Below are 25,777 nucleotides of genomic sequence, written 5' to 3'. Positions count from 1 at the left end.
GTTGTACCTACTCAGCGAATGATCGTGCTTGCTGCAATTGGAGCAATACTTACGTTGATTGGAGCGGTGTTTGGGCAAGGGCTTCCTGTATTCCTGAGCTGCAATGCGCTATTGCTCGTCTTAAGTGTTGTGGATGTCCTGCTGCTTCCGAAGAGGCAGGTTTGGAGTGTGACTAGGCATATACCCGATCAAGCGGATGTGAGGCAGGGCTTTGAAGTAAGCATTGAGTTGAGCACTAGTGAGCCTCAGTCTGGATATGTTGAGCTTAGGGACGATGTACCGGCGCCCTTCAGTGCAGTGCTTAACCGGCTTAGCGGACGGATGGAAGGGAGTAAAGCTTCATTTTTTTATACAACGATGGCTTTGGAACGAGGCCGATACGAATTTAAAAGCATATATCTCCGCTACTGGGGGGGACTTCAGCTATGGAAGAAGCAAGTGAAGCTGGAGCTATCCGATTGGGTTGACATTTACCCGGATTTATCTCAGGTCAGAGGGGTCCTAGGAGCTGTACAGAATACCTTGATTCTGGACGGCCACCGCATTGCGAGGAAGCAGACTAGCGGATCAGAGTTCCACTATATTCGGGATTATGTGCAAGGGGACGATGTGCGGCATTTGAACTGGAAAGCATCTGCTCGCGCAGCCAAGCTTATGACGAATTTATTTCAGCCGGAAAAAGGAAAAATCGTCACGATTTTGCTTGATTGCGGCAGACAGATGGGGATTGAACTGGACGGTCAGATCAAATTGGATCGAACGCTGGAAGCAGCTTTGACCCTGGCTGCAGTTGCCCTGAAGCAAGGGGATCAAGTGGCTTTACTGGCTTTCTCCAGTCGAATGAAGGTTTATGTTCCGCCTGGCAGGGGCTGCCGCATCTGCATGAGCTTACGCGGGCCGTCTATGACCTGAAAGCGGACTTTGTAGAATCTTCCTATTCGATCGCGATGAATCACTTGATGAAGTATTTGAAAAAAAGATCCCTGGTTGTTCTGTTCTCCGATATGGAGAGCTATTTGTACAACAAGGAGCTGCTTCCTTATACACACCGGCTTCGTAGAGCGCACTATGTACTGATGCTATCTCTTAGCGATCCGCTGCTGCATGAGTGGGCTCGGGTGCAGGTTGAAACCAGCAGAGAAGCCTACATCCAAAGTGTTGCCCACAAATTTGCCCTGGATCGGCATCAGTATACAGCGCAAATGGCCGGTCAAGGCATCCCTGTTATGGATGTCCCTGCCGACCAGTTAACGTTGTCTGCGGTTAATGCCTACTTAGAGCTTAAGTCGAAGGATGCTTTATAGCAGAGTGGTTTCGATTCTTTTGTTTTACATTCCGGGCACCGTACATGTAATAGAGGGCCAGGATGACCAGGGTTCCCCCTGCAATCAAGTATTTAACTTCCAGGGAGAGTGTCGAAGGTGTGATATAGCCTTCAATAATTCCTGCGATCACGAACAAAGGAACCGTTCCGATCAGCAGCTGAGCTGATTCTTTGGCCGACTCCAGGAACCTCGCTCTGCGGGGAAACGGGCCCGGTACGAAGAAGCGGTAGCCCATGTACAGTCCAGCTCCTCCCGCGATGAAGATGGCGCTCAGCTCGATAATACCGTGAGGCAGAATGTAGGCCCAGAATACATAGCTTTTGCCGGATTGCATGAATACCGCAGCTAGAGCTCCAACAATGAGTCCGTTGCTGATCATCAGATAAGCAGTGCCGAAGCCTAGGGTGACCCCGCTGATAAAAGCCATGACCGCTACGCGAATATTATTGGTCATTATGGCTGTCGAAATCAGCGGACTATGCAGATCGCCCCGCGGATCAGCAGTCTTGGAAGGATCAATTTGGTCAGCCATTTGACCGGGCATGATAAAGTGAATGTTTAACGGTCCTGACGGACGGAGAGAAAGCCTAGCAGACCACCAAGAATAAATAAGAGCAGCGCTGCGACAACAAACCAGCCTCTCGCCTGAATGAGGAGTGGGAAATGGTGCAGAAAAAACGTTTTAAGCTGCGTGCCGCTTTTGTTATTTTCCTTATACATCGCATTGTGAGCGCGGGATACGAGATGGTTCAAGTATACGGTCGTTTCATCCGCCGGGCTGTAGGTCTGCATGGCTGACAGATGTGAGGATACCGTTTTGTACAATTCGGTGAAACGGTCCAAATGGCCGGATTGCAGCTTGCCGCTTCGTTTATCCAACAGCTCCAGCTGCTGTTCGAGCTCCGTCCACATCGATTTGTTTTCCTTAATAAAACGTGTTAGTTCCATGCTTACCCCCTTTAGCTTTTATCAGTTTACAGTTTACCATAATTTTGGAATTGCGAGGAGATGCTATGAATGGGTCCACGGATAAAGAACTGATGATCGTTACGCCTGAGCAGGTTCAGCTGCAGTTTCAAACCGCTGGGCTCGGCAGCCGGGCGCTAGCTCATTTGGTCGACGGCTTTATTCTGACGGTTGTAAACTTTCTTCTCGTGCTATTTACAGTCGGAGTCGGCCGTTTGCTCCAAGGTAGTTGGTCCTTCGATATGGGAGATTATGTGCTAGCTTTGATCATTATCTTTTTTCTCTTGTTAAATTTAGGGTATTTGATCGGTACGGAAGCTTTCATGGGCGGGCAGACACCGGGCAAAAGGATCATAGGGGTTCGTGTGCTTCAAAATAACGGGCAGTCAGCTACTGTGCTGTCCATCGTGATTCGTAACTTGTTCCGCTTACTGGATATGCTGCCCAGCGGCTATTTTCTGGGAGCAGTCACGATACTGCTTAGTTCACGCGATAAGCGAATCGGGGATATGGTTGCAGGTACGATGGTTGTAATGGAGACGCGCAAGGAACGCTTAAAACGAAGGAAACGAATTGATCGGGCTATTGCCAAACGGAGCGGCAGCATCCCGCATGTGTTGTTGGATGATATTCAAAAGCGTGCTGTAACTTCTGAGGACTGGAGCTTACTACATGCATGGGCGGAACGGCTGCCGAATCTTCATGAAGCCAAGCTTCAAGAGCTGAGCGCTCCGATTGCCGCACATTTTGCTCATAAATTGGGGCTTGATCATGAACAGTATCCGGACAAAGCGGCATATGTGATCGCGGTCTATCAAGAGCTGCGTGAGGACTGGGAAGTGTAAGAGGGAGGTATCCAGGTTGGGACATACGGCAATTATTGCTGGGGCATCGGGCTTGGTCGGCCGAGAATTGACCGGACTGCTGCTTAGCAGCGGTAACTACGAGAAGGTAATTACTCTGGTCAGGACCTCTACCGGGAGTAAGAACGATAAACTCAGGGAAATCATCGTGGATTACGAGCATCTGGAAGACTGCATCTCTTGTGAAAATATGCAGGGAGCTCATGTGTTTTGCGCACTAGGAACAACGATCAAGAAGGCAGGAAGTCAAGAACAATTCCGCAAGGTCGACCATGAGTATCCCCTGGAGCTGGGGAACTTGGCGAAGCAGTACGGCGCGGCTGCATATGCCATTGTCTCAGCCATGGGGGCTGATCCGAAGTCGATGTTCTTCTACAGTCGGGTCAAGGGGGATGTCGAGCAGGGGCTTCGGCAGCTAAACCTGCGTACGCTCCACATTTTGCGACCATCACTGATTCTTGGACAACGAATCGAGAACCGTTCCGGTGAGAAACTTGCTGCTGCTGTAATGCGGCTCGTAGAGCCGCTTATGATCGGGGGGATGCGCCAATATCGGGCTATTGAGGCGAAGCATATTGCTTTGGCCATGATGAAGGCTGTCAATTCCGATATGACAGGTACTCACGTGTGGACCTCGGATCTCATTGAAGAGTTGGCAGCTAAGGCGTAGTCATAACTCAATTGGGATTGGCAGGACTCGCTTTCCTTAATCATGATTTATACACACCATACATATGGTAGAGTACAAGTCATGATGGAAAGGAGCCTTCCTTATGAGAGTTTTTGCCTTTCTATTGGCTGTTGTACTGCTGCTCTTGATTTGGACAAATCCCAATTCCGAGGATTTTGAAAAGTGGATACGTTCAAGGTATCTACCTGTATCGAGTAACATGGACAATTCCCAGCAGATGTTTGTGAGAAGTAAGAATTATATATTGTTCTCGTATCATGAAATGTATGTGCAGCATAGCGCGCGAGAATGGGATCGAACATATTATGCAGGATTTGGGATTCTGGACCGTATCATAGTAACGATGCCTATAGTAGGAGAATGGAGAAAAGCCCCAGAATTTGAGTAGAAATAGCCAAAGGAATCCGTGCCTTACATCAAAAAGAGCCGAGGGAAATATCCCTTACGGCTCTTTTTGCTATCATCCATGAATCCTTATTCTTCAAAATCCGTATACAGGACTCGTACGAGGAGGTCCTGATTATAGTTCCCGAAGTTTTGACCATAAATGGTCAGCCCGCGTTTATTTTTGGATCTATCGTCAACGGCCATTTTGAAATTGATTTCGCTTTTGTAATCCAGGTTTATATCGGCAAGTGTGACGTCGGAGATGCGGCAGCCATCGATAAAGCTGCCCTCTTCATTCACCCGTATCAACTTAAGGACACCGTATTGATTTAAATGCGGCGGCCACCAATCGGGATTAAAGGTACCGCGTGTATCGCCGAAATCCCCAGGACTGGTCCAGTAGCCTAGTTCTTTGTCATTGATGGAAAAGTAAATATCAGAGGGGTAATTACTGCAAAACCCAGGAGCTTCCGAGCTCAGTTCCATGGAGAATTGAATCTCCTTAAAGCTCTGATTCGGTTTCAAGTAATTGGGAATTCGGTATTCAAGGAAGCCCTCAGAAAGCCAAATGATTTGTGAATCAATTCTCTGCGGGTCTGCAAAGTAGCGCGGGTCGTCAAAATCGCCGACTATGCTGTCCTTTGTCGCAAGGCCGCAGGTAGGAAGAGCCTGATAGTTGCTGTAGTGGCCAACCTTGATGTTCACCTCATAGAGGTTCTCCGTCTCTTTGCTTCGCAAATCAACCATCAGCTTTTCTTCGTTCAAATAGCAAATTTTCTGAATACCGTGTTTGCCTACCGCGGTGTTGATTTCAATCAAGCCGCTTTCTTCGAGCTTTTTATATGCATAGTGATAGCGCCGTTGGTCAAGTTCAGCTTGCCGGCAAGATCATTCAGATTTAAGCTTTGGTTCTTTGCCAGGAGTTCTAAGATCTCAATACGTATTTCTGAGCTTAATGCTTTAAATATATTTAAACCAGAACGGAGTTCTTTAATATAGATCATAAGAAACGATCTCCTTTTTATTTTAAACTTATCATAAATGATATACGTAAAATTACAAAAATAATAGCCCTAAATCGCGAAAAATGTGAAAGTTATCATAAAAAATTTAAAATAAAGGTAGAGATCCTTCTTTGAATTCGATTTCTTGGTTATATATGGATGGGATTTTGCTGGTAATTTTCGTGTAAATTATTTATTTTATATATTTCTAATCTAAAAGAGATTGTATACCTAGTAATCGGTAAGCACGGGCATACAATCTCTGCTTATATTGCTTAGATGCTGCCATGTAAGAGGGGGCCGGTCTCATTATCCCTTGTTAATTTGAATTTGGAATTGCTTCAGCGAGGCAGACAGCTGCTTGGCTAATTGATCTAATTGCTGCGAGTAGTCAACGGTTTCATAGCTGGCCTCCGCTTGTTTTTGTGTCATGTTGGCAACAAGATTGGATGAAGCGAAGGACTGCTGGGCTACAGCGCTTACGTTGTGAATAGAGTCGGACAACGTCTGCTGGGATTGAATAAACGTATGTAAGGTGGTCGAAACCGTCTGAAGCTGCTGAATAAACTCCTCCATATCGTTATTAACCTCATTAAATATTTCATCGGTTTTGCGTACCTGCTCAATCTGATTCTCAAATAATACAGATGAGGCTTGCTGCTCGTTCACAATGTCCGTTACACTCGCTTGCAGCTGCAGAATCGTCGCGGATACGATTTCAATAGACTGCTTGGATTGCTCGGCCAGTTGACGAATTTCATCGGCAATGACGTTAAACCCTTTTCCGGCCGCTCCTGCTCTGGCAGCTTCAATAGAGGCATTAAGTGATAAGATATTTGTTTGTGAGGTCAGGTTTTTCATTAGAATTAGAATTTTTTGAATGGATTGCGTGCTGGTTTGAAAATCAATAAATTTTTGATTCATGGAGCGGTTCATGGCTTCGGTCTGCCTTGTTTGAATGGAAAGCTCGGATAGATAGGATGAGCCTTTATCACTAGAATGCTTTACATGTAAGGCAGAGTGTTCTAAGACTTCATTGGCCTTGGCAAAATCCTGAAGACGCTTGCTGAAATGATCGGTAAATTCACTGACTTTCTCCGCTTCCGAGGAGAGCACATTCGATCCAGCAGAGATTTCTTCACTAGCTGCGGCGATCTCTTTCGTAGAACGGTTGGTTGCTTCGGAAAGAGAGAGCAGCTTATCGGCTACTTGAAGAACATGAGAAGCGGATCCGTCTGTCTGTTTGACTAGGGCGGTCATGTTCTCCATCATGGTATCGAAGGAACGTCCGAGCTCACCGATTTCATCGTCCTTGCGAAAATGGGTGCGAACGTTCAGATTACCCTGAGCGCCTTCTTTCATAAACATGCTCATCTTGGATAATGGCTTGCTGATCATACGAACAACATACAATCCAACGAGAAGGGCGGCAAGGAAGGATAGACCTGACATGATTAAAGTAACAGAAAGAATCGTAGACGTTTCGCTTACAATCACGGAAACCGGCACCTCTCTCACAATCGACCAGTGGGTGATGGGAGATTTGTACGAAGTCACCAAGTAGTTGTGGTCGTCGGAGTAGAAGGTTGTGTTCGTGCTATTCTCTACGTTATCTGGGAATGCAAAGTGATAGGCTTGTCCGTAATCGCCTCCATCTTGATATACAATATGCTGACTGTCGTCGAGTACGTATATGCTGCTGTCTTCGGATAATCCAGATAACTGATCCTTAAGGCTGTCGGCTTTGATTTCAATAACCAGGTAGCCCAGCTGTTCGGCTGATTGTAAGCCATTCATCTGACGGCCCATGGCAAAACTGGACGTATAGGTTTTGGTGACGCGTGAATAACCATCTTGACGAGTAGGAAGCCAAGTAGGCTTCAGACCGCCTTTCTGCAAAGCTTTAAACCATTCGGTTTGAGCAATGCTCTCGTCATTAAACATTCTGTCAGATACTCGCAGGTCGACCCCATCGCTGCCGATAATATGTATGCCTTGGATGGAGGGTTCCGCAATAGCAATGGAATTCAAAAAGCTCTTCACCTTAGACTGGTTGTCCCTGTATGCAAAGGAGGTTAGAGGTTCTTTTTTCATATTCAACAAAGCGGTTTCCATGTTTCGATCCTGCAGGACTTGTCTGCTAAGACTATTGTAGATGCTGAAATAATAATCAAGCTTTTGCCCCAGCTGCACAACAGTTTGTGACGAGTTGTTTTCCATTTGCTTTTGAAGAATACTTTTGGAGAAGAAATAAGAGAGCATACCGACCGTGAGTGTGAACACGAGAATGCTTGTGAAAAAGGATAGAAAGAGTTTACTGCTTAAGCTCGATAGCTTACGTTTGGAGTAGAATGAGGCAGTCAACTTCAGTTTGATATCTTTGTTTGAGCCTTTGATGAAAGAAAGTGCCCGCAATCTTGGTCTCATTGTAAAACCACCCTTTTCTTTATTTATGTAATAATAAAACAAAACTTATAAAAAACTGTTTATCTTAGTATATGCTATAATAAAACCATAGGATAGAATTAATTGTCAACGACATATGAAGCGCTTACATTTATTAACCTAAGGAATAAACGCTTGATAAAGCGCATTCATAATTGGTATTGACAAAGGTTGGATAGGGATGTATCATACGAATATAAATTGTTTTAGACAAATCTAAAACGATTGTTATAAAGTAAAACGAAAATTGATTGGGGGAAAAATCAATGCGTAACACGACATTTAAAGTATTAACCGTCGCTATGGCTTCTATGTTAGCGCTTACTGCTTGCAGTAAATCTGACAGCAAACCTGCGGCAAGTTCTCCAGCTGAAACAAACAGCCCAAGTGCAACAGCGGGTACTACGGCGGCTGGCAAACCTACCAAAATCGTTTTCTGGACTTTCCAGGAGCTTCACTCCAAGTATTATCAAGGAATGGCCGAAAAGTGGAACAAATTACATCCAGATAAGCCCATCGAATTCGAAGGTAACGTATATCCATATGATGATTTACATAACAAATTGCTTGTAGCGCTGCAAACCGGTGTTGGTGCACCTGACATGGCCGATATCGAAATCACAAAATTCGCCAACTACTTAAAAGGAACGCCTCAGCTGGCTCCGCTAAATGATATTATCGAGCCGGAAATCAATAATCTCGTAAAATCCCGCCTCGACATTTATGCAAAGGACGGCAAATACTACGGTATTGACTACCATGTAGGCGCTTCTGTTATCTACTATAATAAAGAGATTTTAGATAAAGCCGGGGTGAATCCGGATAATATCAAAACATGGGATGACTTCAAAACAGCAGGTAAGACGGTGCTTGAAAAAACAGGCATCCCAATGACAACAGTTGAAGCAACCGAACAATGGTCCATGTGGCCGCTTATTGCACAGCAGGATTCAGACCTATTGGGCAAAGACGGAAGCGTAACGCTTGATAACGAGAAGAACATTAAAACAATGACTTATCTGCAAAATCTGGTGAAAGAGAAAATTGCAGTTCCTGCTCCAGGCGGCTTCCACCATGCGGAAGAGTACTATGCCTTCATGAACAAGGGCGGTGCCGCTTCCATCTGGATGCCAATGTGGTACATGGGTCGTTTCACAGACTATATGCCTGACCTGAAAGGCAAAATCATCATCAGACCTATGCCAGCTTGGGAACCAGGCGGCGCACGCTCCGCAGGTATGGGCGGAACAGGTACCGTTGTGACTCAACAATCTAAAGTACAAGATGTAACGAAGCAATTCTTGGCTTATGCGAAGCTTTCCAAAGAAGGCGCTATCGAAATTTGGAAGCAGCTTGGATTTGACCCCATTCGCTCCGATGTATGGAACGATCCAGCTTTGAAAGAGAAAAACAAATTCACGGATTACTTCGGAGACAATATCTTCGATACGTTGAACACAGTGAAAGACGAGATTAAGCCGGTGAATATCGGTGAGAAAACGCCAGCTGTTATCGATGCAGTAAAACGTACAGCAGAGTTTAAAATCATTAACGATCTGGAAGATCCAGCTAAGGTGTTAAAAGAAGTTGCAGACGAAGTCCGCAATCAATAATTGAAGATGGAGTAAAGATCACTAGCCATGCATCGAGCCTGGCTAGTGATTCTTTAAAGAAGGGAGGAAATGAGGTGGACCAGCAGATGTCTGTAACAACAGCAAAGGCCAATGCGCCGAAGCGAACGAGCTTTTTATACTCCAAAACGATCGCGCCTTACGTATTTGTGCTTCCTTTTCTAATTACATTCTTCGTGTTCTTTGCCTATCCGGTACTATCTACCATTCAAATGAGTTTTCAGGAAGTGCTGCCGGGTGCAACAAAATATATAGGTTTAAGAAACTATGAGAAGCTGTTTAACACCCATTTTTACAGAGCAATTTATAACAGTTTTATTTATACCATTTTAACGTTGGTTGTTTTAATTCCGCTTCCGCTTGTATTTGCTGTATTTTTAAATTCTAAAATGATGATCTTTAAAAACTTTTTCCGATCCACCCTGTTCGTGCCGGCTCTGGTGTCAGTCGTTGTAGCGGGTACGATTTTCCGCATGATGTTTGGTGAATTAGAAAATTCCTTTATAAATAGTCTGTTAGGTGTATTCGGCGTAGATAAAATGAAATGGCTGGGAAGCGCTAAATTCGGAATGTTAACGCTGGTGCTGTTGGCTACTTGGCGCTGGTTGGGTGTAAATATTATTTATTTTCTATCTGGACTTCAGAATATTCCTGCAGAGCTGTATGAGTCTGCTGAAATCGATGGTGCTACAACTTGGACCAAGTTTACTCGTATTACAGTCCCTTTGCTTAAGCCTGTAACCATTTACGTTTTAACGATTAGCGTGTTCGGTGGTTTGTCCATGTTTATTGAAAGCTACATGCTTTGGAGCGGTAACCGTTCACCGAACGATATTGGTTTAACGATGGTTGGATATATATATCAGCAAGGCATTGAACAAAATAATTTTGGTATGGGTTCTGCGATTGGACTGGTTCTTCTCGCCTTCATGCTGCTGCTGAATATGCTGCAATTAAAAATTTTCGGATTGTTTAATAAGGAGGACTAAGTCGTGGATAACAAACCTTCATGGAATGTATCATCTGTGTTGATGGTAGTGCTGTTTATTGTCGTCGCGATTCTGGTCCTTCTGCCGTTTTATGCGATTACATTGGCTTCATTTAAACCGGCGAATATGGTAATCAGCCAAGGGCTTACTTTTCGTATTCAGCCTGAGCTATTAACACTAGAGAACTACACGTCCTTGTTTACAAAGTCAGCGGGAACGTATTTCACGTGGTTTAGAAATAGTATCATCATCACGGTTCTGGGAACGGTCGCTTCTTTATTCTTTTCATCCCTTGTCGGATATGGGCTGGCGATGTATAACTTCCGTTTTAAAAATGTAGTCTTCACTATGATTTTGTTAATGATGATGGTTCCGCTCGAAATTATCATGCTTCCCCTGTATAAACTGATGATCAGCTTCAAGATGATTAACACGTTATGGGGAGTGATCATTCCGTTTGTCGTAGCACCTTTACCTGTATTTTTCTTCCGTCAATACGCAAGCGGCTTGTCTAAAGAGTTCATGGATGCGGGACGTATCGATGGGTGCACGGAGTACGGCATTTTTTATCGTATTTTTGTACCTTTAATGGTTCCTGCTTTCGGTGCGATGACCATTCTTCAGGCTCTGGGTAATTGGAACAACTTCTTATGGCCAACACTTGTGCTGCGTACCAAGGAAATGATTACGATTCCGATTGGACTTAGCTCTCTCATCACGCCGTACGGAAATAACTATCAAATTTTGCTGGCAGGCTGTGTGCTTGCGGTGCTGCCGATTCTGATTGTGTTTATTTTCTTCCAAAGATACTTTATCTCGGGCCTCACTGTTGGGGGAGTAAAGGGGTAATATGCACAGAAGTGTAAGGAACGGATGGATCCTATCGGCTTCCTTCGCCGGGATGCTGCTTGCAGCAGGATGTATGGGGAGTAAAGTACCTGCTCCGGTTAGTCCGAACGAGCCTATTCAATATCCGTTAATCGATTTGAAAAATGTGGATAACGAGCAGGAATGGCACGTTAATAACACGCATGATCCCTCGATATTCAAGGATGGGGATACCTATTATGTCTTCTCCACGGATGTTAAGGCAGGAGGCACGCCACGGCCTGGGATTATGGTTCGCAAATCCGAGGATTTAATCGCGTGGGATTGGGTTGGATACGCATTTCCTAATGGCATACCTGAGTCTGCTCTTTCCTGGACTAAGGCTACCACGTTATGGGCACCCGATGTTACGAAGCTCGGAGATACGTACTATTTGTACTACTCGGCATCGCAATTTGGTACCAATCGCTCAATGATTGGTGTCGCAACGAGCAAGCAGATCACGGGTCCTTGGGAAGACCAGGGAGCTGTAATCAAGACACAAGCGGGAGATGAGCCGAATGCGATCGACCCCAATGTAGTATTCGACGCTGAGGGTAACCCATGGCTCACATATGGTTCTTTTTTCGGAGGTATTTATGTTATGCAGTTGAATCCTGCTACTGGCAAGCCTGCCGAGCAAGGTTTTGGGACCAGGATCGCAAGCAGGGATCATCAAACAGAAGAAGGCGCTGTAGAGGCTCCATATATGATCTATAACAAAGAGACGAAGAAGTACTACTTATTTGTTTCCTATGACTCCCTATTTGCAGATTACAATGTTCGGGTCGGACGCTCGGATTCCATGAAGGGCCCCTTTGTGGATAAGAACGGTAACGACTTGAACGATACTAAGCATACTCCGCAATATGAGATAGGCAATAAAGTACTTGGCGGGTACAGCTTCACCAAGGGTGAGGGTTGGATAGCGCCAGGCCATAATTCAGTGCTGCAAGACCAGGGTAAGACCTTTATGGTCAGCCATGCCCGCGCTGAATCTAGAACCTCATGGTCTTATCTGCAGGTTAGACAAATGCTGTGGACCAAAGACGGATGGCCGGTCGTTTCACCTGAACGATATGCAGGAGAGTATTTGCAGTTGATTCCTAAATCCATCATCGCCGGTCAGTGGGAGCGCATCTATCAGGCCAAGGATGCCAATGGACGGGTGAAAGCTAAGCCGTTAATCTTGACAGCTGACGGTAAGGCGGAAGGGGAGCCGGGAGTTGGTTCCTGGAAGTTCGATGGAGAACATACGATAACGATTGAGTGGAGTGGTGACTCTGTTAATAAGCGGAGTGAACAAGTACTACTGCTACCATCTTGGGATTGGGAATTGAATCGCCCCTCACTCGTATTTACAGGCTTGGACGAACAAGGCGCATCTGTTTGGGGGAAACAAATCTCAGCCATTGATGAGGGAGAATAAGTAATGAAGCTTTGCATGCGATGTATCATTATGCTGCTGATCATAGGAATGCTGGGCTGCAGCAAAGTCATAGAGTCGCAGACGGATCGGGAAGGCGCGAAGCAGCTGGAATTTGCTAATCCGATTGTGGAGCAGAGGGCGGATCCCTGGGTGTACCTGCATCAGGATGGCTATTATTATTTTACCGCCTCGGTTCCTGAATATGACCGTATTGAGCTTCGCAGGGCGAAGACGATCCAAGAGCTTGGCAAGGCTGAGCCGGTGAACATCTGGACTAAGCACGCAGCTGGTACGATGAGTGCGAATATATGGGCACCGGAAATCCATTATATTGATGGAAAATGGTATGTATATGTGGCTGCTGCTAGACAGGGAGCGCCGTTTGATCACCGAATCTACGTTCTGGAGAATGATGCGGCGAACCCTTTAGAAGGGGAGTGGACCGAGAAAGGTCAGCTTCGAACGAATTGGGAGTCATTTTCGTTGGATGCAACAACCTTTGAACATCAAGGGATCAACTATTTAGTTTGGGCGCAGAAGGATCCGAAGATTGATGGGAATTCTAATCTTTATATCGCCGAAATGAGCAATCCTTGGACGATTAAGGGAGAGCAGTCCCTGCTTTCTAAACCCGACCAACCTTGGGAACGTATCGGATTTAAAGTGAATGAAGGTCCGGCCGTGATAAAGCGCAACGGGAAGATTTTTATTACTTATTCCGCTAGCGCTACGGATGATAACTACAGCATGGGGTTATTAACGGCATCCGATACAAGCAATCTGCTTGATCCGAAGAACTGGTCCAAAACGGATACACCAGTATTCTACTCTAGTCTGGAGAACAGTCAGTATGGACCCGGACATAATAGCTTCACGACAACGCCTGACGGTAAGCAGGATGTTCTCATTTACCATGCGCGTAATTACAAAGAGATTCATGGGGATCCGCTTTATGATCCCAATCGTCAAACTAGGGCACAAATATTTACCTGGAACAGCGACGGCACACCAAATTTTGGTAGGCCTGTAGCAGACAGCAGTAAGTAGATTAGATACATATAAAAGTTAATGAGAGAGGGATCATACATGAGTGAGCAGACGGCAAGTGCAAAAGAGGTATTTGTTAATCCGGTAATTGAACAGCGTGCAGACCCATGGGTGTATAAGCATACGGATGGGTATTATTATTTTACAGCTTCTGTCCCTGAATATGACCGAATTGAAGTCCGCCGGGCAAGAAGCATATCGGAGCTGGCTCAGGCTGAGCCCGTCGTAGCGTGGAGAAAATACGATACAGGTCCCATGAGTGCCAACATTTGGGCGCCTGAAATTCACTATATACAAGGCAAATGGTACATTTATTTTGCTGCAGCCAGAACGACGGAGACGAATAACGGCTTGTTCGACCATCGTATGTTCGTACTGGAGAACGAAGCTGCTAATCCATTGGAAGGAAATTGGGTGGAAAAAGGGCAGCTGAAGACCAATTGGGAGTCGTTCTCTCTGGATGCTACAACGTTCGAGCATCAGGGTGTGCGTTATCTCGTTTGGGCGCAGAAGGATCCCGAAATTCATGGAAACTCCAATCTGTACATCGCTCCCATGGACACACCTTGGTCTATAGAAGGCAAGCAGGTAATGATTGCAAAGCCGGAATATGACTGGGAAATTATTGGCTTCCATGTCAATGAAGGTGCGGCTGTCATCAAGAAGAACGGCAGGATTTTCATCAGCTATTCGGCTAGCGCCACGGATTATAATTACTGCATGGGACTGCTGAGCGCATCGGTCGACAGCAATCTGATGGACCCAAGCTCGTGGAGCAAGAGCCCTGCCCCGGTATTTACAACGAATGAGGCGAGTGGGCAGTATGGTCCTGGACATAACAGCTTTACCGTTTCAGCGGACGGAACAGAGGATATTCTTATCTATCACGCTCGCAATTACAAGGATATCGAAGGCGACCCGCTGTACGATCCAAATCGTCACATGCGCGCGCAGCGTCTGACTTGGAACAGCGACGGCACGCCGAACTTTGGTGTGCCGGTGCCGGACGGGGAAGAAGTGTAAGGAGCAAGAGGTACTAAAGGCTAACGTGAGAGTTCTAGGGAACTCTCGTCGTTAGCCTTTTGTTTGTTTAAGGAAATGCTTGCAAGTACGAAGCTATATACATGAAGGTTGCTTTCTTTGTTTTTGGATCAAAATTAAAGCCAATATAGAATGCATCTTTAGGATTAGTTATTTCTGCTGGGCTCATTCGTGGAATTAGGGCGCCATCAACTTCTTCAAAGAAAAAATTCGCGGTCAGGTTGTCGTTACTTCCATAATATCCATATGTTCCATACTGTTTAAGCACTTCTAGAATACCAATAGTATTTAGAGAGATACCCTTCTTAGATTGGAATGGAAGGAGGGATCTTGTGCCATCGTCACTAATAGCCCATGCATCCATATTACCGGCCTCATCGTAATGAACGCCTAGTCGACCATATTGGTAGCCTAGAAGTACGTTAGTACCTGTTGCAGGTCCGAGTTCAGTTTCTATTACCGATTTAGGCGTGCCTAGTGGAAAGAATTTATCCTTATGCTGCAGAGTCAAGTCGTCTGTTGAAATTGTAAAGGAAGTATAATCAGAGAGTTTCTCATATGGAACTGAAGATATTGTCTCTAACAAGTCAGGATCTGATGGTGAAGTAGGTCTCTTCTGAATGGATGTGCAGCCGTTAACTTTTAAAGTACGCATCCATTGAACGGCTTCGGCACGAGTAACCGGTTCATTACGACTAAATCCTTCTACGGTTGCATCTTCTTTTCCGTTTGCGAGATGATGGTTCAATAAGTAATTAATGGCTTCATCCCCTGTAAAATTCACTCCTTGAGCAGCACAAATGATTTCTGCTGCATTCTGTCTAGTGATGGGCTGTTCTCTTAATGTGGGATTTTGAAGACCTTGTGCAGGTTGTCTCCAATAGGAGGCTAGACGGTAGGGGGCATCGGACCATACCTCATTATCATGAGAAAGAGGATGAAATCCGTATGCTCGATAAAAAATAAGCAAAAACTCAGTTTCGGTGACTAACCGATCAGGCTGATAGGTGCCGTCGCTGTAGCCTTCGACAATTTGATTTAAAATTGCCCATTGAAATACGCGCTCAGACCAATGACCTCTCAAGTCGGATGGCGGTTCAATGCCTATTGACTTCCAAACTGAATGAATAGGAGGCATATAGCTTTGTTGGCTCGCATAGCTGATTTGTGTCAAACAACTTGAGATGAAGAGAGTAGCAGATATTAAACAGTTGAGCAACATTTGTTTTTGCACGATTTCTTTCTCCCAAATTTAACATTGTCATTAGATTTTTTCTTGCTTAGACAACCCATACCGATCCAACACAAATGCGAGCCCTACACCCACTGTATATCTCGCTAAATCCATCCATAGGAATCCCCGTCCAAGGATAAGTACCCCCAGAGTCGTCTGTCTGATTCCCACAATCCAATCCTCCTGGTAGAGTTGGCTGAATTCAATCGAGAAGCTAAACAAAAGTCCGGCTGTGAAGGCCCAAGACCGGCGTTGATTCATCCAGACAAACCGAAGGCCGAAATAGACCATGCTCGCCCACAGCATGTCGCCGGCGTGATCAGAGATCAGCTTTGGCAGCGAGGCGGCGTAGAACCGCGAGCACAATCCCAGGACAACACAAGCGATGGTGGCAGCTGCATATTTCCAGCGCATGTAAAATGATGGGCCTCCTTATCTATTGCTTATTATTCATCGAAATGTATCCACGTTGTCCTTGGTGATGACAACGCTGCCCGAATCGTCAATGGCCGGGATGTCCTTGTTCTTGATGGCCTCGATCAGTCGGGTGACGATTAAATATCCCCAACGGGACTCCTGTTGGGATACGGTTGCCGTAAGCTGGCCATTGCGGATACCCTCAAGGATCTCGGGCATGTCGTCGAAGGCGACAGCCGTTTGAGTCAGACCTTTGGCCTTCCAGACCATGATCGCCGATGGACCGGACAAGGAATCAAAGCCCACGAAAGCGTCAAAGTGAGGATGCGCTTCGATCATTTCCTCGAGATTTTGCAAGCTGATGGCGGGATCACCATGATTGGATCGAAGCTCCAGAAGCTGGATATCGGGGTGAGCCTTAAGCGCATCTTTAAACCCTTCTTCGCGTTCCCGCATGTTCATCATGGTATTCATACCTGTGCTGGCGATGATCATACCTCGGCCGTTCATCAGCTCGGCCACTGTCTGTCCCAGCCGAATTCCTGCCTGGCGGTTATGTGAGCCGATAAAGGAGAGGCGCTTGCTGTCTGGAGCGTCCGAATCGAAGCAAATCACTTTAATACCGGCTTCAACGGCTTTATTAATATAGGGAGTAAGGGCATCCGGGTCAACCGGATCGATGGCGATCCCATCGACCTGCTGCTTGATCAAATTTTCCATCATACGGATTTGCTGTTCCAGGTTCGCCTCTTCAGGAGATTTGACGATAATGTTCACCTGTGCCTGCCTGGCGGCTTCCTCTGCTTCCTTGGTTACAGGCTCAAAGAAGGGATGAGACATTGGGTATATGACAGCGAGTGTATAAGCCGCATGTTGCGTCTCTTCATTTATTGCCGGGAGCGTTGGCTGCTGTGTGGAATCAATAGCTTCCTTACATCCTGTTCCTGCTACAAGCAGCAAGCATGCAGCAACTACGGGAAGATAACGGATGCAGCGGAATAGGATTGTAGGCATCCTAGCCCTCCTTGCGAAAGTCTTTGGTTGTCTTGCCGGTGATTTTTTTGAACAGGTTGGAGAAATAGTTCGCATCCTGATATCCGACTTGATAGGCAATTTCATAGGACTTGGCGTTCGTGCTTTTTAGCAGCTCCATGGCTTTCTTCATCCGTGTCTTGGTCACGAATTCAATGAAGGTTTGACCTGTTTCCTGACTGAACAGGCTGCTGAAATAGCTCGGGCTCGTGTTCACATAAGATGCTACTGTCTGCAGCGAAATGTCCGCTTCATCATAATGCTGATGGATATAATCCTTGGCTTTCTGCACAATGCTTGTGGAAGAGTCCTTCAGCTGCATGCGGAAATGGACGGTCATACGTAATATATTCTCAATAAATTCAAGAGCTTCCTGCCAGCTGCGAATCTGTACGATTTTCTTCTCGCAACTCTCGATTTCACGCAAAATCTCTTCATGGTCCGTGCTAGCTTCCTTTAACCATTGAGCTGTCGTAACGGTCACGTCCATCAAGAAGTAATAACCGTACAGGGAATTGCTCCAATCGTAGCCTTTGACGCCTGATGCGTAGCTATCCGTGAAATCTTTAATTCGAGCGTATTCGCCGAACTTTAAGAAATCCAGCAATTGGTTGCGATCGAACTGCAGGAAGTCCTGCAGGGAATCCGTTCCCCCGCGGATTTGAATAAATTGATATTTGTTCCAGATGCGCTGATAGCTCCGGTCTTCATCCGCTTCCATGAAAGAACTGGATATTTCTTGAATCCTGTCACGAATCGAGCCAACCCCAATAATAAGCCGGTATGGACTTACCGCTTCGACATCCGGCTTTAGCTGGTTCAGCAAATGTTGGACCGTTTCCTCCAACCGATCGGGGTGATCTCCTTTCAGAATCCAGACCCATTCTTTTTTATTCCTGCGGAAATGCAGATGGTCTCCTAAAGCCAGCAGCCTCTGCTCTAATTCGCAGCAGGCTTGGTTTAAGGAAGCGGTCGAAGCGGCGGCGGGTTCGGCGTCAATCATGACAAACTCCGTCAGAATAACCCGATAAAAGCGCGAGAGCACATTAATTTCCAAAGCCGATGAGGCTTCCAATGCTTCTGCAGCTGTGATGGAGCCAAAGCACAAATCCAGGAGCAGTTTTTCTTTGGATGCGTTCACAGACTTATGAATTTCTTGACGGAGAGATTCGATTTCCTGCTTCTTTTTCTTTTCGGCATCAATCTGTTTGGATACGGCTGCTAATGTTTGCAATAGATCACCGGAGCTGAATGGCTTCAGACAGTATTCCGTAATGCCGATCCGCAGCGCATCTCTCGCATATTGGAACTCATCATGACCGCTCAGGATGATGATCTTGATATCCGGCATTTTTTGTTTCAATATTTTGCTGAGCTGAAGACCGTCCATAAATGGCATTTTAATGTCTGTAATCACAATATCAGGTGCAGCAGCTTCGATAAGGGGCAGGGCAATCTCGCCGTCCTCGGCATCTCCACAGTAAATGTATCCTTCAGCAGCCCAATCGATACGGCCCCGGACACCTTCTCTTACTATAATTTCATCATCGACCAGAAACACTTTTTTCATCTTCGATCCCCTCTTTCGGGATGGTAATCGTTATTTGCGTCCCATGACCGTACTCGCTTTCAATTGCAACCCCATAAGGCTCTCCATAGTAGAGCCGGATACGCTTATGAACATTCTTGATGCCGAAGCCGCTGTCCGCTTGCACGTCTTGCTCCAAAATGCTTCGAAGGTGCAGTACCTGCTCAGGCGTCATGCCGATCCCGTTGTCGATTACCTCGAGCAGAATGTGTCCTTCCGGAGAAAAGCCGCCTGTAATTGTGATCAATCCTTTACGACGTTTATTTTTAATGCCGTGATAGAGGGCGTTTTCCACGATAGGCTGTAAAGTCAGCTTCAGAATTCGGTAGGTAAATATAGCTTCATCAATATAGAGCTCAAAGTCCAGAATATCGCTATAACGCATCTTCTGAATCGTCAAATAGTTCCTGACATGCTCGATTTCATCCTTCAGCATAATCCAATCCTTGCCCTTGCTAAGTGTGATCCGAAAGAAATGGGAAAGGGCTTTCACCAAGTCGATCACCTGCTCGCTCTTCTTGGCCTCTGCCATCCAGACGATGGAGTCCAGTGTATTATATAGAAAGTGCGGATTGATCTGTGCTTGCAAGGTGCGCAGCTCCGCCTTCTTAATTTCTTCCTGTTCTCTGATACTGTGCGCAAGCAGCATACGAATTTGCTCCAGCATACTGTTGAAGCTGCTGCCCAGGTCCGAAATCTCGTCTTCACTGCGATTGTTCTTTACTTTGGCTTCCAGATTGCCCGAAGCGGCTTGGCGCATTTTGTGCTTGAGATACTGAATAGGGCGAATGACCTGTGATGTAATGAAATAATAGAGCGCAATGGTACATAGAATACTGAAGCCTACACTAATTAGGATCAAGTATTTGATTTCATTCGCATCCCGCATGACTTCCTTAAGCGGCGCATCACCAATGATTTTCCAGCCTGTAAGCTGGGAGGTGCTGAACACGATAAAGCGCTCAGGCGACGTGCTGCGGTCGATGAAGCTGCCCTTTTGCTGCTGCATGACCGGAATAGTTGCATACATTTTGGGATCCGTTACATGCTGTGGCAGAAAGATCGGATGTCCCTTGTCATCGGTTACGTACAGGTAGCCGGTTTCTCCGATTTTCGTGTGGTTCAGGAAGCTTTCTACGACGGAGGCGTCCAGGTCGATCATAATAAAGCCGATCACTTCATGTGTAACCCGCTGTTCGATCACAGCCGCCAGTGAAATGAGCTGATGGCCCTTCACCTCCGTTTGGTCTAAACGATCGTATATAGAAGAAGAAACAGGTGGAATGATCAGGGTTTCATCCGGATTGTTCAACAAGCTGAGAAAATGCGGATTTTTCATCATAATGCTCTCTGCCTGGAAAACCCCTTTTTTCTCACTGATTCCCTTGCCGTACATATTAACAATAGAAATGTTAATGATGCTGTCGCTAAATTTATAGGTTTCCCGGTAAACCTGAAACATTTTCAAAATATCTTTAGCATCCTCGTAAGTTTCGCTCTGGGTCAGCAGGAAGTGAAGCACGCTGTTATTCTTGCCAATCTCCAGAAATTTCTTGGTGTCCTGAAACAAAATATCGATATCCCGCTGCAATTGATCGGTGGTAACCTGAGTGGAAGCGATGCTGTGCTCCGAAACGGTTGTATACGATTTTTGATAGGATATGACGCCCACCCCTATGAGTGGCAGGATGGTTAACAATACAAACATAGCGATCAGCTTCGTCCGAAGACTGGAGGCCATCCATTTGCCAAGTTTCATCATGGTCAGGTTTCATCCCTCTGTGAAATGAATGCGATTTCAATAGCTCTAGCTTCATATTAGCAAATTTTTAAGGAAGCGACCATGCCTCGAAGGGGATCCGTAAAAAAACGATAGGAATTCAAAAGAAAATCTAGTTTTTTGTAGTTGCATGCAACCGGACAAGCAGCGGAATTGCGAAAAATAATCAAGGAACTTCAAAAGTTCTTCCATTCAGTTCCTTTCCGAAAGCGCTTTATAATAAGGTCACACCACCAAGGTGAACCATGAAGGGGAGGAAATACAAACATGAAAAAGATGAAACAAGTAAGCGCGGTGCTTTTGTCCGCTGTATCACTGATGGTTATGTCCGCTTGCGGAAGCAGCACTCAAACAAACGCCCCGGCAAGCACTTCAGCAGCTAAAGAAACGACAGCAGCTGCAACGGCGGCGGCGACAGCAGCGCCTGCAAAAGCAGATAAGAAAATTACACTCGGCTTTGCTCAGGTAGGAGCGGAGAGCGGATGGAGAACAGCGAATACCAAATCCATCCAGGATTCGGCTAAATCAGCTGGTATTGACCTGAAATTCTCTGACGCTCAGCAAAAGCAAGAGAACCAAATCAAAGCGATTCGTTCGTTTATCGCTCAGAAGGTAGATGTAATCGCATTCTCTCCAGTAGTAGAATCCGGTTGGGATACGGTACTGAAAGAGGCGAAAGATGCGAATATTCCAGTGATTTTGACTGACCGTGCCGTTGATTCCAAAGACACATCCTTGTATGTGACATTCATGGATCCGACTTCGTCGAAGAGGGTAAAAAAGCAGGTCAATGGTTAGTTGACCAAATGAAAGATAAGAAAGACCCGATCAACATTGTTGAGCTGCAAGGAACAACAGGCTCCGCTCCGGCTATCGATCGTAAGAAAGGCTTTGAAGAAGCCATCAAGAGCAACCCGAACCTGCAAATCGTGAAATCGCAAACAGGTGACTTCACTCGCGCTAAAGGTAAAGAAGTTATGGAAGCTTTCTTGAAGTCGATGAAGGCTGAAAACAAGAAAATCGATGTTCTGTATGCTCATAACGATGATATGGCGTTAGGCGCTGTGCAAGCGATCGAAGAGTTCGGTCTGAAACCGGGTAAAGACATTATCATTATTACAGTAGACGGTACCAAAGATGCATTCACAGCTGCTAAAGACGGTAAGATCAACCTGGTCGTAGAATGTAACCCGCTGCTCGGACCACAATTGATGGATGCAGTTAAAGATTTGTTAGCAGGTAAAACGCTGGAAAAACGTATTTTGACTAAAGAAGGCGTGTTTACACAAGAGCAAGCTGCAACTGAACTGCCTAACCGCCAGTACTAATTCGACGATTTTATTATTCATGTAGTGAACAAGAAGTCACCCGCATCTGCGCGGAACCGGTGTTTCGTGCATCGATCTTGAATGTTCAGGATCTGCATGCGGAGTGACTTCTTCTTTTCAGATGTAGAGGATTGCAGGATAGGAGGGATGAGTCTGATGGCTGAACAGAAACCCAGATTAGAGATGAAAGGAATCAGCAAGAGCTTCCCCGGTGTCAGAGCTCTTTCAAATGTAGATTTTAGGCTGTTCGCAGGCGAAGTCCATGCGTTGATGGGGGAGAACGGAGCAGGAAAGTCAACATTAATCAAAACGCTGACGGGCGTCCATCCGATTGATTCGGGCGACGTGTTCCTGGACAGCAAGAAAATTTATGTAGGCAGTCCGTTAGATGCCCAGGACCAAGGGATTAGCACAGTGTATCAGGAAGTAAATCTTTGTACGAATTTATCAGTAGCCGAAAATATTTTTATTGGTCGCGAGCCGCGCAAGTTTGGACGGATCCAGTGGAAGGAAATGCAGCGTCGGGCTAAGGAGCTTCTGGAAGGCCTCCATGTCTCGATCGATGTGACCAAGTCGTTATCCGTATACTCTGTTGCCCTTCAGCAAATGGTGGCAATAGCCAGAGCGCTCAACGTTTCAGCCAAGGTGCTGATTTTGGATGAACCGACATCCAGCTTGGATACAAGGGAAGTTAACGAGTTATTTAAAGTCATGAGAAAGCTGAAAGCAGACGGTCTTGCCATTTTATTCGTTACACACTTTATGGACCAGGTTTACGAGATATCGGATCGTATCACCGTACTGCGAAATGGAGAGCTCGTAGGCGAGTATATGACAGAGGAATTGCCAAGAATTCAATTGATATCGAAGATGATCGGCAAAGAGTGGGACGCACTGGAAGATGGGCCGAAATCACAAACGAAGGAAGTTGGACAAAAAGCGCTGAAGCCGATTCTTGAAGCCAAAGGAGTTGGACGTAAGGGTTCGATTGAGCCTTTCGATATGACTTTGAATTCCGGGGAAGTCGTCGGTCTGGCGGGACTGCTGGGCTCAGGGCGTACTGAAATCGCAAGGGTGCTCTTCGGAGCGGACAAATCCGACAGCGGTTCTGTTCGATTCGGGGAAAAAGATGCGCAGCTTACGTCTCCAAGACAAGCTATTGATAGAGGCATGGCCTTCTGTTCGGAGAACCGAAAAACAGAAGGAATTATCGGCGATCTGACAATCCGTGAAAATATCGTATTGGCTCTGCAGGCAACCAGGGGCTGGTACCGTTACCTAACGAAGACGAAGCAAACGGAAATAGCTGATAACTATATTCGTCTGCTGAATATAAATCCACCTAATCCGGAGCACTTGGTTAAAAATCTGAGCGGGGGCAATCAGCAAAAGGTGATCCTTGCTAGATGGCTGCTCACAGAGCCGAAGCTGCTCATTCTTGATGAGCCTACCCGGGGTATCGATATTGGAGCCAAGACGGAAATTCAAAAACTGATTCTCAAGTTGTGCGAGGAGGGCATGTCGATTCTGTTCATTTCCTCGGAGCTTGAAGAGGTGCTGCGGGTTAGCGGAAGAATTGCAGTACTAAGGGATCATCATAAGGTTACAGAAATGCAGAATCAGAATATTAGCCACAAGGAGATTATGCAGGCTATCGCAGGAGGGGGAGCACATTGAAAAACCGATTAGTCTGGGCGCTGCTGATGCTGGTTGTCCTGATTGTCATTAACGTGATCAAGACGCCGACCTTTCTCCAAATTGAACTTAAGGATGGACATTTGTTCGGAAGTCTTATTGATATTTTGAATCGCGCAGCGCCGCTCATTTTGATCTCCATCGGGATGACACTCGTTATTGCGACAAAGGGAATTGACCTGTCGGTTGGCTCCGTCGTTGCGATTGCAGGCGCAGTAGCCTGTTTGTTCGTAAGCCAGCATGAATCTGGCGATAGCACGGTATCTACGATGTTTACAGCGATCGGACTCGCTTTGATATTGTCACTGGTGGCTGGTGTTTGGAACGGACTGCTCGTTAGCGCGATTGGGATTCAGCCTATCGTCGCTACGCTTATTCTGATGGTGGCGGGCAGAGGTTTAGCTCAGCTCATCACAGGCGGACAGATCATTACCGTGTCCATGAAACCATACTCTTTTATCGGAGCAGGTTACTTAGCAGGGCTTCCATTCTCCATCTTCATCGCAGCAGGTATCTTCATTATCGCGCTGCTGTTGACGAGAAAAACCGCACTGGGCATGTTCATCGAATCGGTAGGAAGTAACCCGGAAGCGAGCCGTCTATCCGGTATTTACGCGAAGTCCGTGATTTGGATCGTCTATATCTTCTGCGGTTTATGCGCAGGTATCGCCGGACTAATTCTCAGCTCGAACGTATCGAGCGCAGACGGTAACAATGCGGGTCTATGGTATGAACTCGATGCTATTCTGGCTGTTGTTATTGGCGGCACTTCACTGAACGGCGGTCGTTTCTATCTACTCGGTACCGTTATAGGCGCCCTCATTATTCAAACGCTGACCACAACCATTTATTCCATTGGCGTACCGCCTGAAATCACGCTGGTTGTTAAGGCATTTGTCGTACTCATCGTGTGTCTTGTACAATCAGACAACTTTAGAAAGAAAATTTCTTATCTGGCAAAAAACAGATCTAAAGCAAGACAGGCAGCGAAGAAGGAGGTTTCCGCATGACCAGCAAGCTTAGAATCGATTCTCGTTACCTGCCTATTGTGGTGACCTTAGGACTTTTTATTCTGATGTTTCTAGTTGGTTCTCTTCGATATACGGGGTTCTTCTCCGCTCAAGTCTTTTATAATCTGCTGATCGATAATGCATTCTTAATTGTTGTTGCCGTCGGTATGACGTTTGTTATTGTATCAGGAGGCATTGACCTATCAGTCGGTTCTGTCATTGCACTGACGACGATGATCTCCGCTAGTCTGGTACAGGAACATCATGTACCTCCGCTTGTCGTCATTCCACTTGTGTTGCTGGTTGGCACAGTGTTCGGATGGATTATGGGCAGTATTATTCATTACTTCGAATTACAGCCGTTTATCGTAACACTGGCCGGCATGTTTCTGGCGAGAGGCTTATGTTATGTGATCAGCATTGAAACGATTACCATTGATAATCCGTTCTATCAGCATATTTCTCAGATGAAGATTCCTTTGCCTGGCGGATTTATTTCGATAAGTGTCGTCATCGCTCTGGTCGTGGTAGCGATCGCTATCTATCTGGCGCATTATACGAGGTTCGGAAGAGCAGCTTATGCGATCGGTGGAAACGAACAATCTGCGGTTCTTATGGGTCTGCCGGTTGCCAAGACAAAAATCCTCGTCTACATGCTCAGCGGCTTTTGTTCGGCGCTTGCCGGCGTGATTGTCACCTTCTATATGCTCTCCGGTTATGGACTGCATGCACTAGGTCTTGAGCTAGATACTATTGCGGCCGTTGTTATCGGTGGAACACTGTTGACTGGTGGAGTGGGCTTTGTAGCAGGAACGCTCGTAGGTGTTTGTATCCAAGGCATCATTCAGACGATGATTATGTTCGAGGGAACGCTTAGCTCCTGGTGGACGAAGATCGCGATTGGGGTTCTGTTATTCCTCTTTATCGTTCTTCAGCGGGTGCTAACCGCGGGGAAAAAATTAAATAAGCTTGGTGCTTAAAAGTGGAAATAGTCAGCTGCAAAGCTGG

The 25,777-nt window shown here is 46.1% G+C and carries 24 protein-coding genes and 1 pseudogene; 16 read left to right on the top strand and 9 right to left on the bottom strand.

Going from position 1 to position 25,777, the window contains the following annotated elements:
- Nucleotides 1-18 precede the first annotated feature (18 nt).
- Both L0M14_RS31660 and L0M14_RS23475 read left to right on the top strand, forming a co-directional pair.
- Nucleotides 19-912, top strand: a complete 894-nt coding sequence (locus L0M14_RS31660) for a DUF58 domain-containing protein (RefSeq protein WP_311198922.1) — start codon at nt 19-21, stop codon at nt 910-912.
- A gap of 56 nt (nt 913-968) precedes the next feature.
- Nucleotides 969-1,304, top strand: a complete 336-nt coding sequence (locus L0M14_RS23475; protein WP_235118926.1) for a hypothetical protein — start codon at nt 969-971, stop codon at nt 1,302-1,304.
- Here the strand turns inward: L0M14_RS23475 and L0M14_RS23470 are convergent.
- Together L0M14_RS23470 and L0M14_RS23465 are read right to left on the bottom strand one after the other, a co-directional pair.
- On the bottom strand, nt 1,282-1,881 hold the full coding sequence (locus tag L0M14_RS23470; RefSeq protein ID WP_350340524.1) for a stage II sporulation protein M: 600 nt from the start codon (nt 1,879-1,881) through the stop codon (nt 1,282-1,284). The two genes, L0M14_RS23475 and L0M14_RS23470, sit on opposite strands and share 23 nt — an antisense overlap.
- Before the next feature lie 2 nt (nt 1,882-1,883).
- The gene (locus L0M14_RS23465) at nt 1,884-2,273 is read right to left on the bottom strand and encodes a stage II sporulation protein M (protein WP_235118924.1); all 390 of its coding nucleotides are present in this window, start codon (nt 2,271-2,273) and stop codon (nt 1,884-1,886) included.
- Nucleotides 2,274-2,338: 65 nt separating this feature from the next.
- On the opposite strand from L0M14_RS23465, the gene L0M14_RS23460 reads away from it, so the two are divergent.
- From L0M14_RS23460 to L0M14_RS23450, 3 genes are all read left to right on the top strand, one after another.
- Entirely contained in the window at nt 2,339-3,136 is a 798-nt protein-coding gene (locus L0M14_RS23460; protein WP_235118923.1) for an RDD family protein, read from the top strand.
- A 16-nt stretch (nt 3,137-3,152) separates the two neighbouring features.
- The gene (locus L0M14_RS23455) at nt 3,153-3,824 is read left to right on the top strand and encodes an NAD-dependent epimerase/dehydratase family protein (RefSeq protein WP_235118922.1); all 672 of its coding nucleotides are present in this window, start codon (nt 3,153-3,155) and stop codon (nt 3,822-3,824) included.
- 103 nt (nt 3,825-3,927) lie between these two features.
- Entirely contained in the window at nt 3,928-4,233 is a 306-nt protein-coding gene (locus tag L0M14_RS23450) for a hypothetical protein (protein WP_235118921.1), read from the top strand.
- Between the two features lie 86 nt (nt 4,234-4,319).
- Here the strand turns inward: L0M14_RS23450 and L0M14_RS23445 are convergent.
- Nucleotides 4,320-5,236 (bottom strand): annotated as a pseudogene (locus L0M14_RS23445) (ArsR/SmtB family transcription factor).
- A 309-nt stretch (nt 5,237-5,545) separates the two neighbouring features.
- Nucleotides 5,546-7,663: a methyl-accepting chemotaxis protein gene (locus tag L0M14_RS23440; protein WP_235118920.1), complete on the bottom strand. Its 2,118-nt coding sequence runs from the start codon at nt 7,661-7,663 to the stop codon at nt 5,546-5,548.
- A 284-nt stretch (nt 7,664-7,947) separates the two neighbouring features.
- Between L0M14_RS23440 and L0M14_RS23435 the strand changes: the two genes are divergently transcribed.
- From L0M14_RS23435 to L0M14_RS23410, 6 genes are all read left to right on the top strand, one after another.
- Nucleotides 7,948-9,294, top strand: coding sequence for an ABC transporter substrate-binding protein (locus tag L0M14_RS23435; RefSeq protein ID WP_235118919.1), 1,347 nt, complete (start codon nt 7,948-7,950; stop codon nt 9,292-9,294).
- Between the two features lie 86 nt (nt 9,295-9,380).
- Nucleotides 9,381-10,301 carry a carbohydrate ABC transporter permease gene (locus L0M14_RS23430; RefSeq protein WP_235123015.1) on the top strand — a complete coding sequence of 307 codons (921 nt, stop codon included), beginning with the start codon at nt 9,381-9,383 and terminating at the stop codon, nt 10,299-10,301.
- Between the two features lie 3 nt (nt 10,302-10,304).
- Nucleotides 10,305-11,150: a carbohydrate ABC transporter permease gene (locus tag L0M14_RS23425; protein WP_405030803.1), complete on the top strand. Its 846-nt coding sequence runs from the start codon at nt 10,305-10,307 to the stop codon at nt 11,148-11,150.
- A 1-nt stretch (nt 11,151) separates the two neighbouring features.
- Complete coding sequence (locus L0M14_RS23420; RefSeq protein ID WP_235118918.1) at nt 11,152-12,597, top strand: arabinan endo-1,5-alpha-L-arabinosidase; 1,446 nt, start codon at nt 11,152-11,154, stop codon at nt 12,595-12,597.
- A gap of 48 nt (nt 12,598-12,645) precedes the next feature.
- The gene (locus tag L0M14_RS23415) at nt 12,646-13,644 is read left to right on the top strand and encodes a glycoside hydrolase family 43 protein (protein ID WP_235123013.1); all 999 of its coding nucleotides are present in this window, start codon (nt 12,646-12,648) and stop codon (nt 13,642-13,644) included.
- Nucleotides 13,645-13,683: 39 nt separating this feature from the next.
- On the top strand, nt 13,684-14,667 hold the full coding sequence (locus L0M14_RS23410) for a glycoside hydrolase family 43 protein (protein WP_235118917.1): 984 nt from the start codon (nt 13,684-13,686) through the stop codon (nt 14,665-14,667).
- A 67-nt stretch (nt 14,668-14,734) separates the two neighbouring features.
- Here the strand turns inward: L0M14_RS23410 and L0M14_RS23405 are convergent, their stop codons facing one another.
- The 5 genes from L0M14_RS23405 to L0M14_RS23385 are packed head-to-tail and all read right to left on the bottom strand — an operon-like array spanning nt 14,735 to nt 20,718.
- On the bottom strand, nt 14,735-15,919 hold the full coding sequence (locus L0M14_RS23405; protein WP_235118916.1) for an S-layer homology domain-containing protein: 1,185 nt from the start codon (nt 15,917-15,919) through the stop codon (nt 14,735-14,737).
- Nucleotides 15,920-15,949: 30 nt separating this feature from the next.
- Nucleotides 15,950-16,333 (bottom strand): ribosomal maturation YjgA family protein, encoded by a 384-nt coding sequence (locus L0M14_RS23400; RefSeq protein ID WP_235118915.1) that lies wholly within the window; start codon nt 16,331-16,333, stop codon nt 15,950-15,952.
- Nucleotides 16,334-16,369: 36 nt separating this feature from the next.
- Nucleotides 16,370-17,350, bottom strand: coding sequence for a sugar ABC transporter substrate-binding protein (locus L0M14_RS23395; RefSeq protein ID WP_235118914.1), 981 nt, complete (start codon nt 17,348-17,350; stop codon nt 16,370-16,372).
- A gap of 1 nt (nt 17,351) precedes the next feature.
- Nucleotides 17,352-18,938: a response regulator gene (locus L0M14_RS23390; RefSeq protein WP_235118913.1), complete on the bottom strand. Its 1,587-nt coding sequence runs from the start codon at nt 18,936-18,938 to the stop codon at nt 17,352-17,354.
- Nucleotides 18,913-20,718, bottom strand: a complete 1,806-nt coding sequence (locus L0M14_RS23385) for a sensor histidine kinase (protein ID WP_235118912.1) — start codon at nt 20,716-20,718, stop codon at nt 18,913-18,915. Before L0M14_RS23385 ends, L0M14_RS23390 begins: the two co-directional genes overlap by 26 nt.
- Before the next feature lie 285 nt (nt 20,719-21,003).
- Here L0M14_RS23385 and L0M14_RS31655 point away from each other — a divergent pair, with 285 nt between their 5' ends.
- The 5 genes from L0M14_RS31655 (at nt 21,004) to yjfF (ending at nt 25,749) form a co-directional block, all read left to right on the top strand.
- Nucleotides 21,004-21,534, top strand: coding sequence for a substrate-binding domain-containing protein (locus L0M14_RS31655; protein WP_311198770.1), 531 nt, complete (start codon nt 21,004-21,006; stop codon nt 21,532-21,534).
- Nucleotides 21,535-21,542: 8 nt separating this feature from the next.
- The gene (locus L0M14_RS31650) at nt 21,543-22,064 is read left to right on the top strand and encodes a substrate-binding domain-containing protein (protein WP_311198769.1); all 522 of its coding nucleotides are present in this window, start codon (nt 21,543-21,545) and stop codon (nt 22,062-22,064) included.
- A 156-nt stretch (nt 22,065-22,220) separates the two neighbouring features.
- Entirely contained in the window at nt 22,221-23,741 is a 1,521-nt protein-coding gene (locus tag L0M14_RS23375) for a sugar ABC transporter ATP-binding protein (protein WP_235118911.1), read from the top strand.
- Entirely contained in the window at nt 23,738-24,769 is a 1,032-nt protein-coding gene (locus L0M14_RS23370) for an ABC transporter permease (RefSeq protein ID WP_235118910.1), read from the top strand. Before L0M14_RS23375 ends, L0M14_RS23370 begins: the two co-directional genes overlap by 4 nt.
- Nucleotides 24,766-25,749 carry a galactofuranose ABC transporter, permease protein YjfF gene (gene yjfF / locus L0M14_RS23365; RefSeq protein ID WP_235118909.1) on the top strand — a complete coding sequence of 328 codons (984 nt, stop codon included), beginning with the start codon at nt 24,766-24,768 and terminating at the stop codon, nt 25,747-25,749. Before L0M14_RS23370 ends, yjfF begins: the two co-directional genes overlap by 4 nt.
- The last annotated feature ends 28 nt before the right edge of the window (nt 25,750-25,777 follow it).

It is taken from the genome of Paenibacillus hexagrammi, from assembly GCF_021513275.1.
Lineage (GTDB): Bacteria > Bacillota > Bacilli > Paenibacillales > NBRC-103111 > Paenibacillus_E > Paenibacillus_E hexagrammi.
This window is presented reverse-complemented; position numbering and strand designations above follow the sequence as displayed.

Coding starts and splice junctions, on each gene's coding strand:
- L0M14_RS23460 (WP_235118923.1), top strand. CDS start 2,339: ATGAATGGGTCCACGGATAAAGAACTGATGATCGTTACGCCTGAGCAG.
- L0M14_RS23390 (WP_235118913.1), bottom strand. CDS start 18,938: ATGAAAAAAGTGTTTCTGGTCGATGATGAAATTATAGTAAGAGAAGGT.
- L0M14_RS23410 (WP_235118917.1), top strand. CDS start 13,684: ATGAGTGAGCAGACGGCAAGTGCAAAAGAGGTATTTGTTAATCCGGTA.
- L0M14_RS23395 (WP_235118914.1), bottom strand. CDS start 17,350: ATGCCTACAATCCTATTCCGCTGCATCCGTTATCTTCCCGTAGTTGCT.
- L0M14_RS23375 (WP_235118911.1), top strand. CDS start 22,221: ATGGCTGAACAGAAACCCAGATTAGAGATGAAAGGAATCAGCAAGAGC.
- L0M14_RS31655 (WP_311198770.1), top strand. CDS start 21,004: ATGAAAAAGATGAAACAAGTAAGCGCGGTGCTTTTGTCCGCTGTATCA.
- L0M14_RS23420 (WP_235118918.1), top strand. CDS start 11,152: ATGCACAGAAGTGTAAGGAACGGATGGATCCTATCGGCTTCCTTCGCC.
- L0M14_RS31650 (WP_311198769.1), top strand. CDS start 21,543: ATGAAAGATAAGAAAGACCCGATCAACATTGTTGAGCTGCAAGGAACA.
- L0M14_RS23440 (WP_235118920.1), bottom strand. CDS start 7,663: ATGAGACCAAGATTGCGGGCACTTTCTTTCATCAAAGGCTCAAACAAA.
- yjfF (WP_235118909.1), top strand. CDS start 24,766: ATGACCAGCAAGCTTAGAATCGATTCTCGTTACCTGCCTATTGTGGTG.
- L0M14_RS23450 (WP_235118921.1), top strand. CDS start 3,928: ATGAGAGTTTTTGCCTTTCTATTGGCTGTTGTACTGCTGCTCTTGATT.
- L0M14_RS23435 (WP_235118919.1), top strand. CDS start 7,948: ATGCGTAACACGACATTTAAAGTATTAACCGTCGCTATGGCTTCTATG.
- L0M14_RS23415 (WP_235123013.1), top strand. CDS start 12,646: ATGCTGGGCTGCAGCAAAGTCATAGAGTCGCAGACGGATCGGGAAGGC.
- L0M14_RS23430 (WP_235123015.1), top strand. CDS start 9,381: ATGTCTGTAACAACAGCAAAGGCCAATGCGCCGAAGCGAACGAGCTTT.
- L0M14_RS31660 (WP_311198922.1), top strand. CDS start 19: ATGATCGTGCTTGCTGCAATTGGAGCAATACTTACGTTGATTGGAGCG.
- L0M14_RS23385 (WP_235118912.1), bottom strand. CDS start 20,718: ATGATGAAACTTGGCAAATGGATGGCCTCCAGTCTTCGGACGAAGCTG.
- L0M14_RS23465 (WP_235118924.1), bottom strand. CDS start 2,273: ATGGAACTAACACGTTTTATTAAGGAAAACAAATCGATGTGGACGGAG.
- L0M14_RS23400 (WP_235118915.1), bottom strand. CDS start 16,333: ATGCGCTGGAAATATGCAGCTGCCACCATCGCTTGTGTTGTCCTGGGA.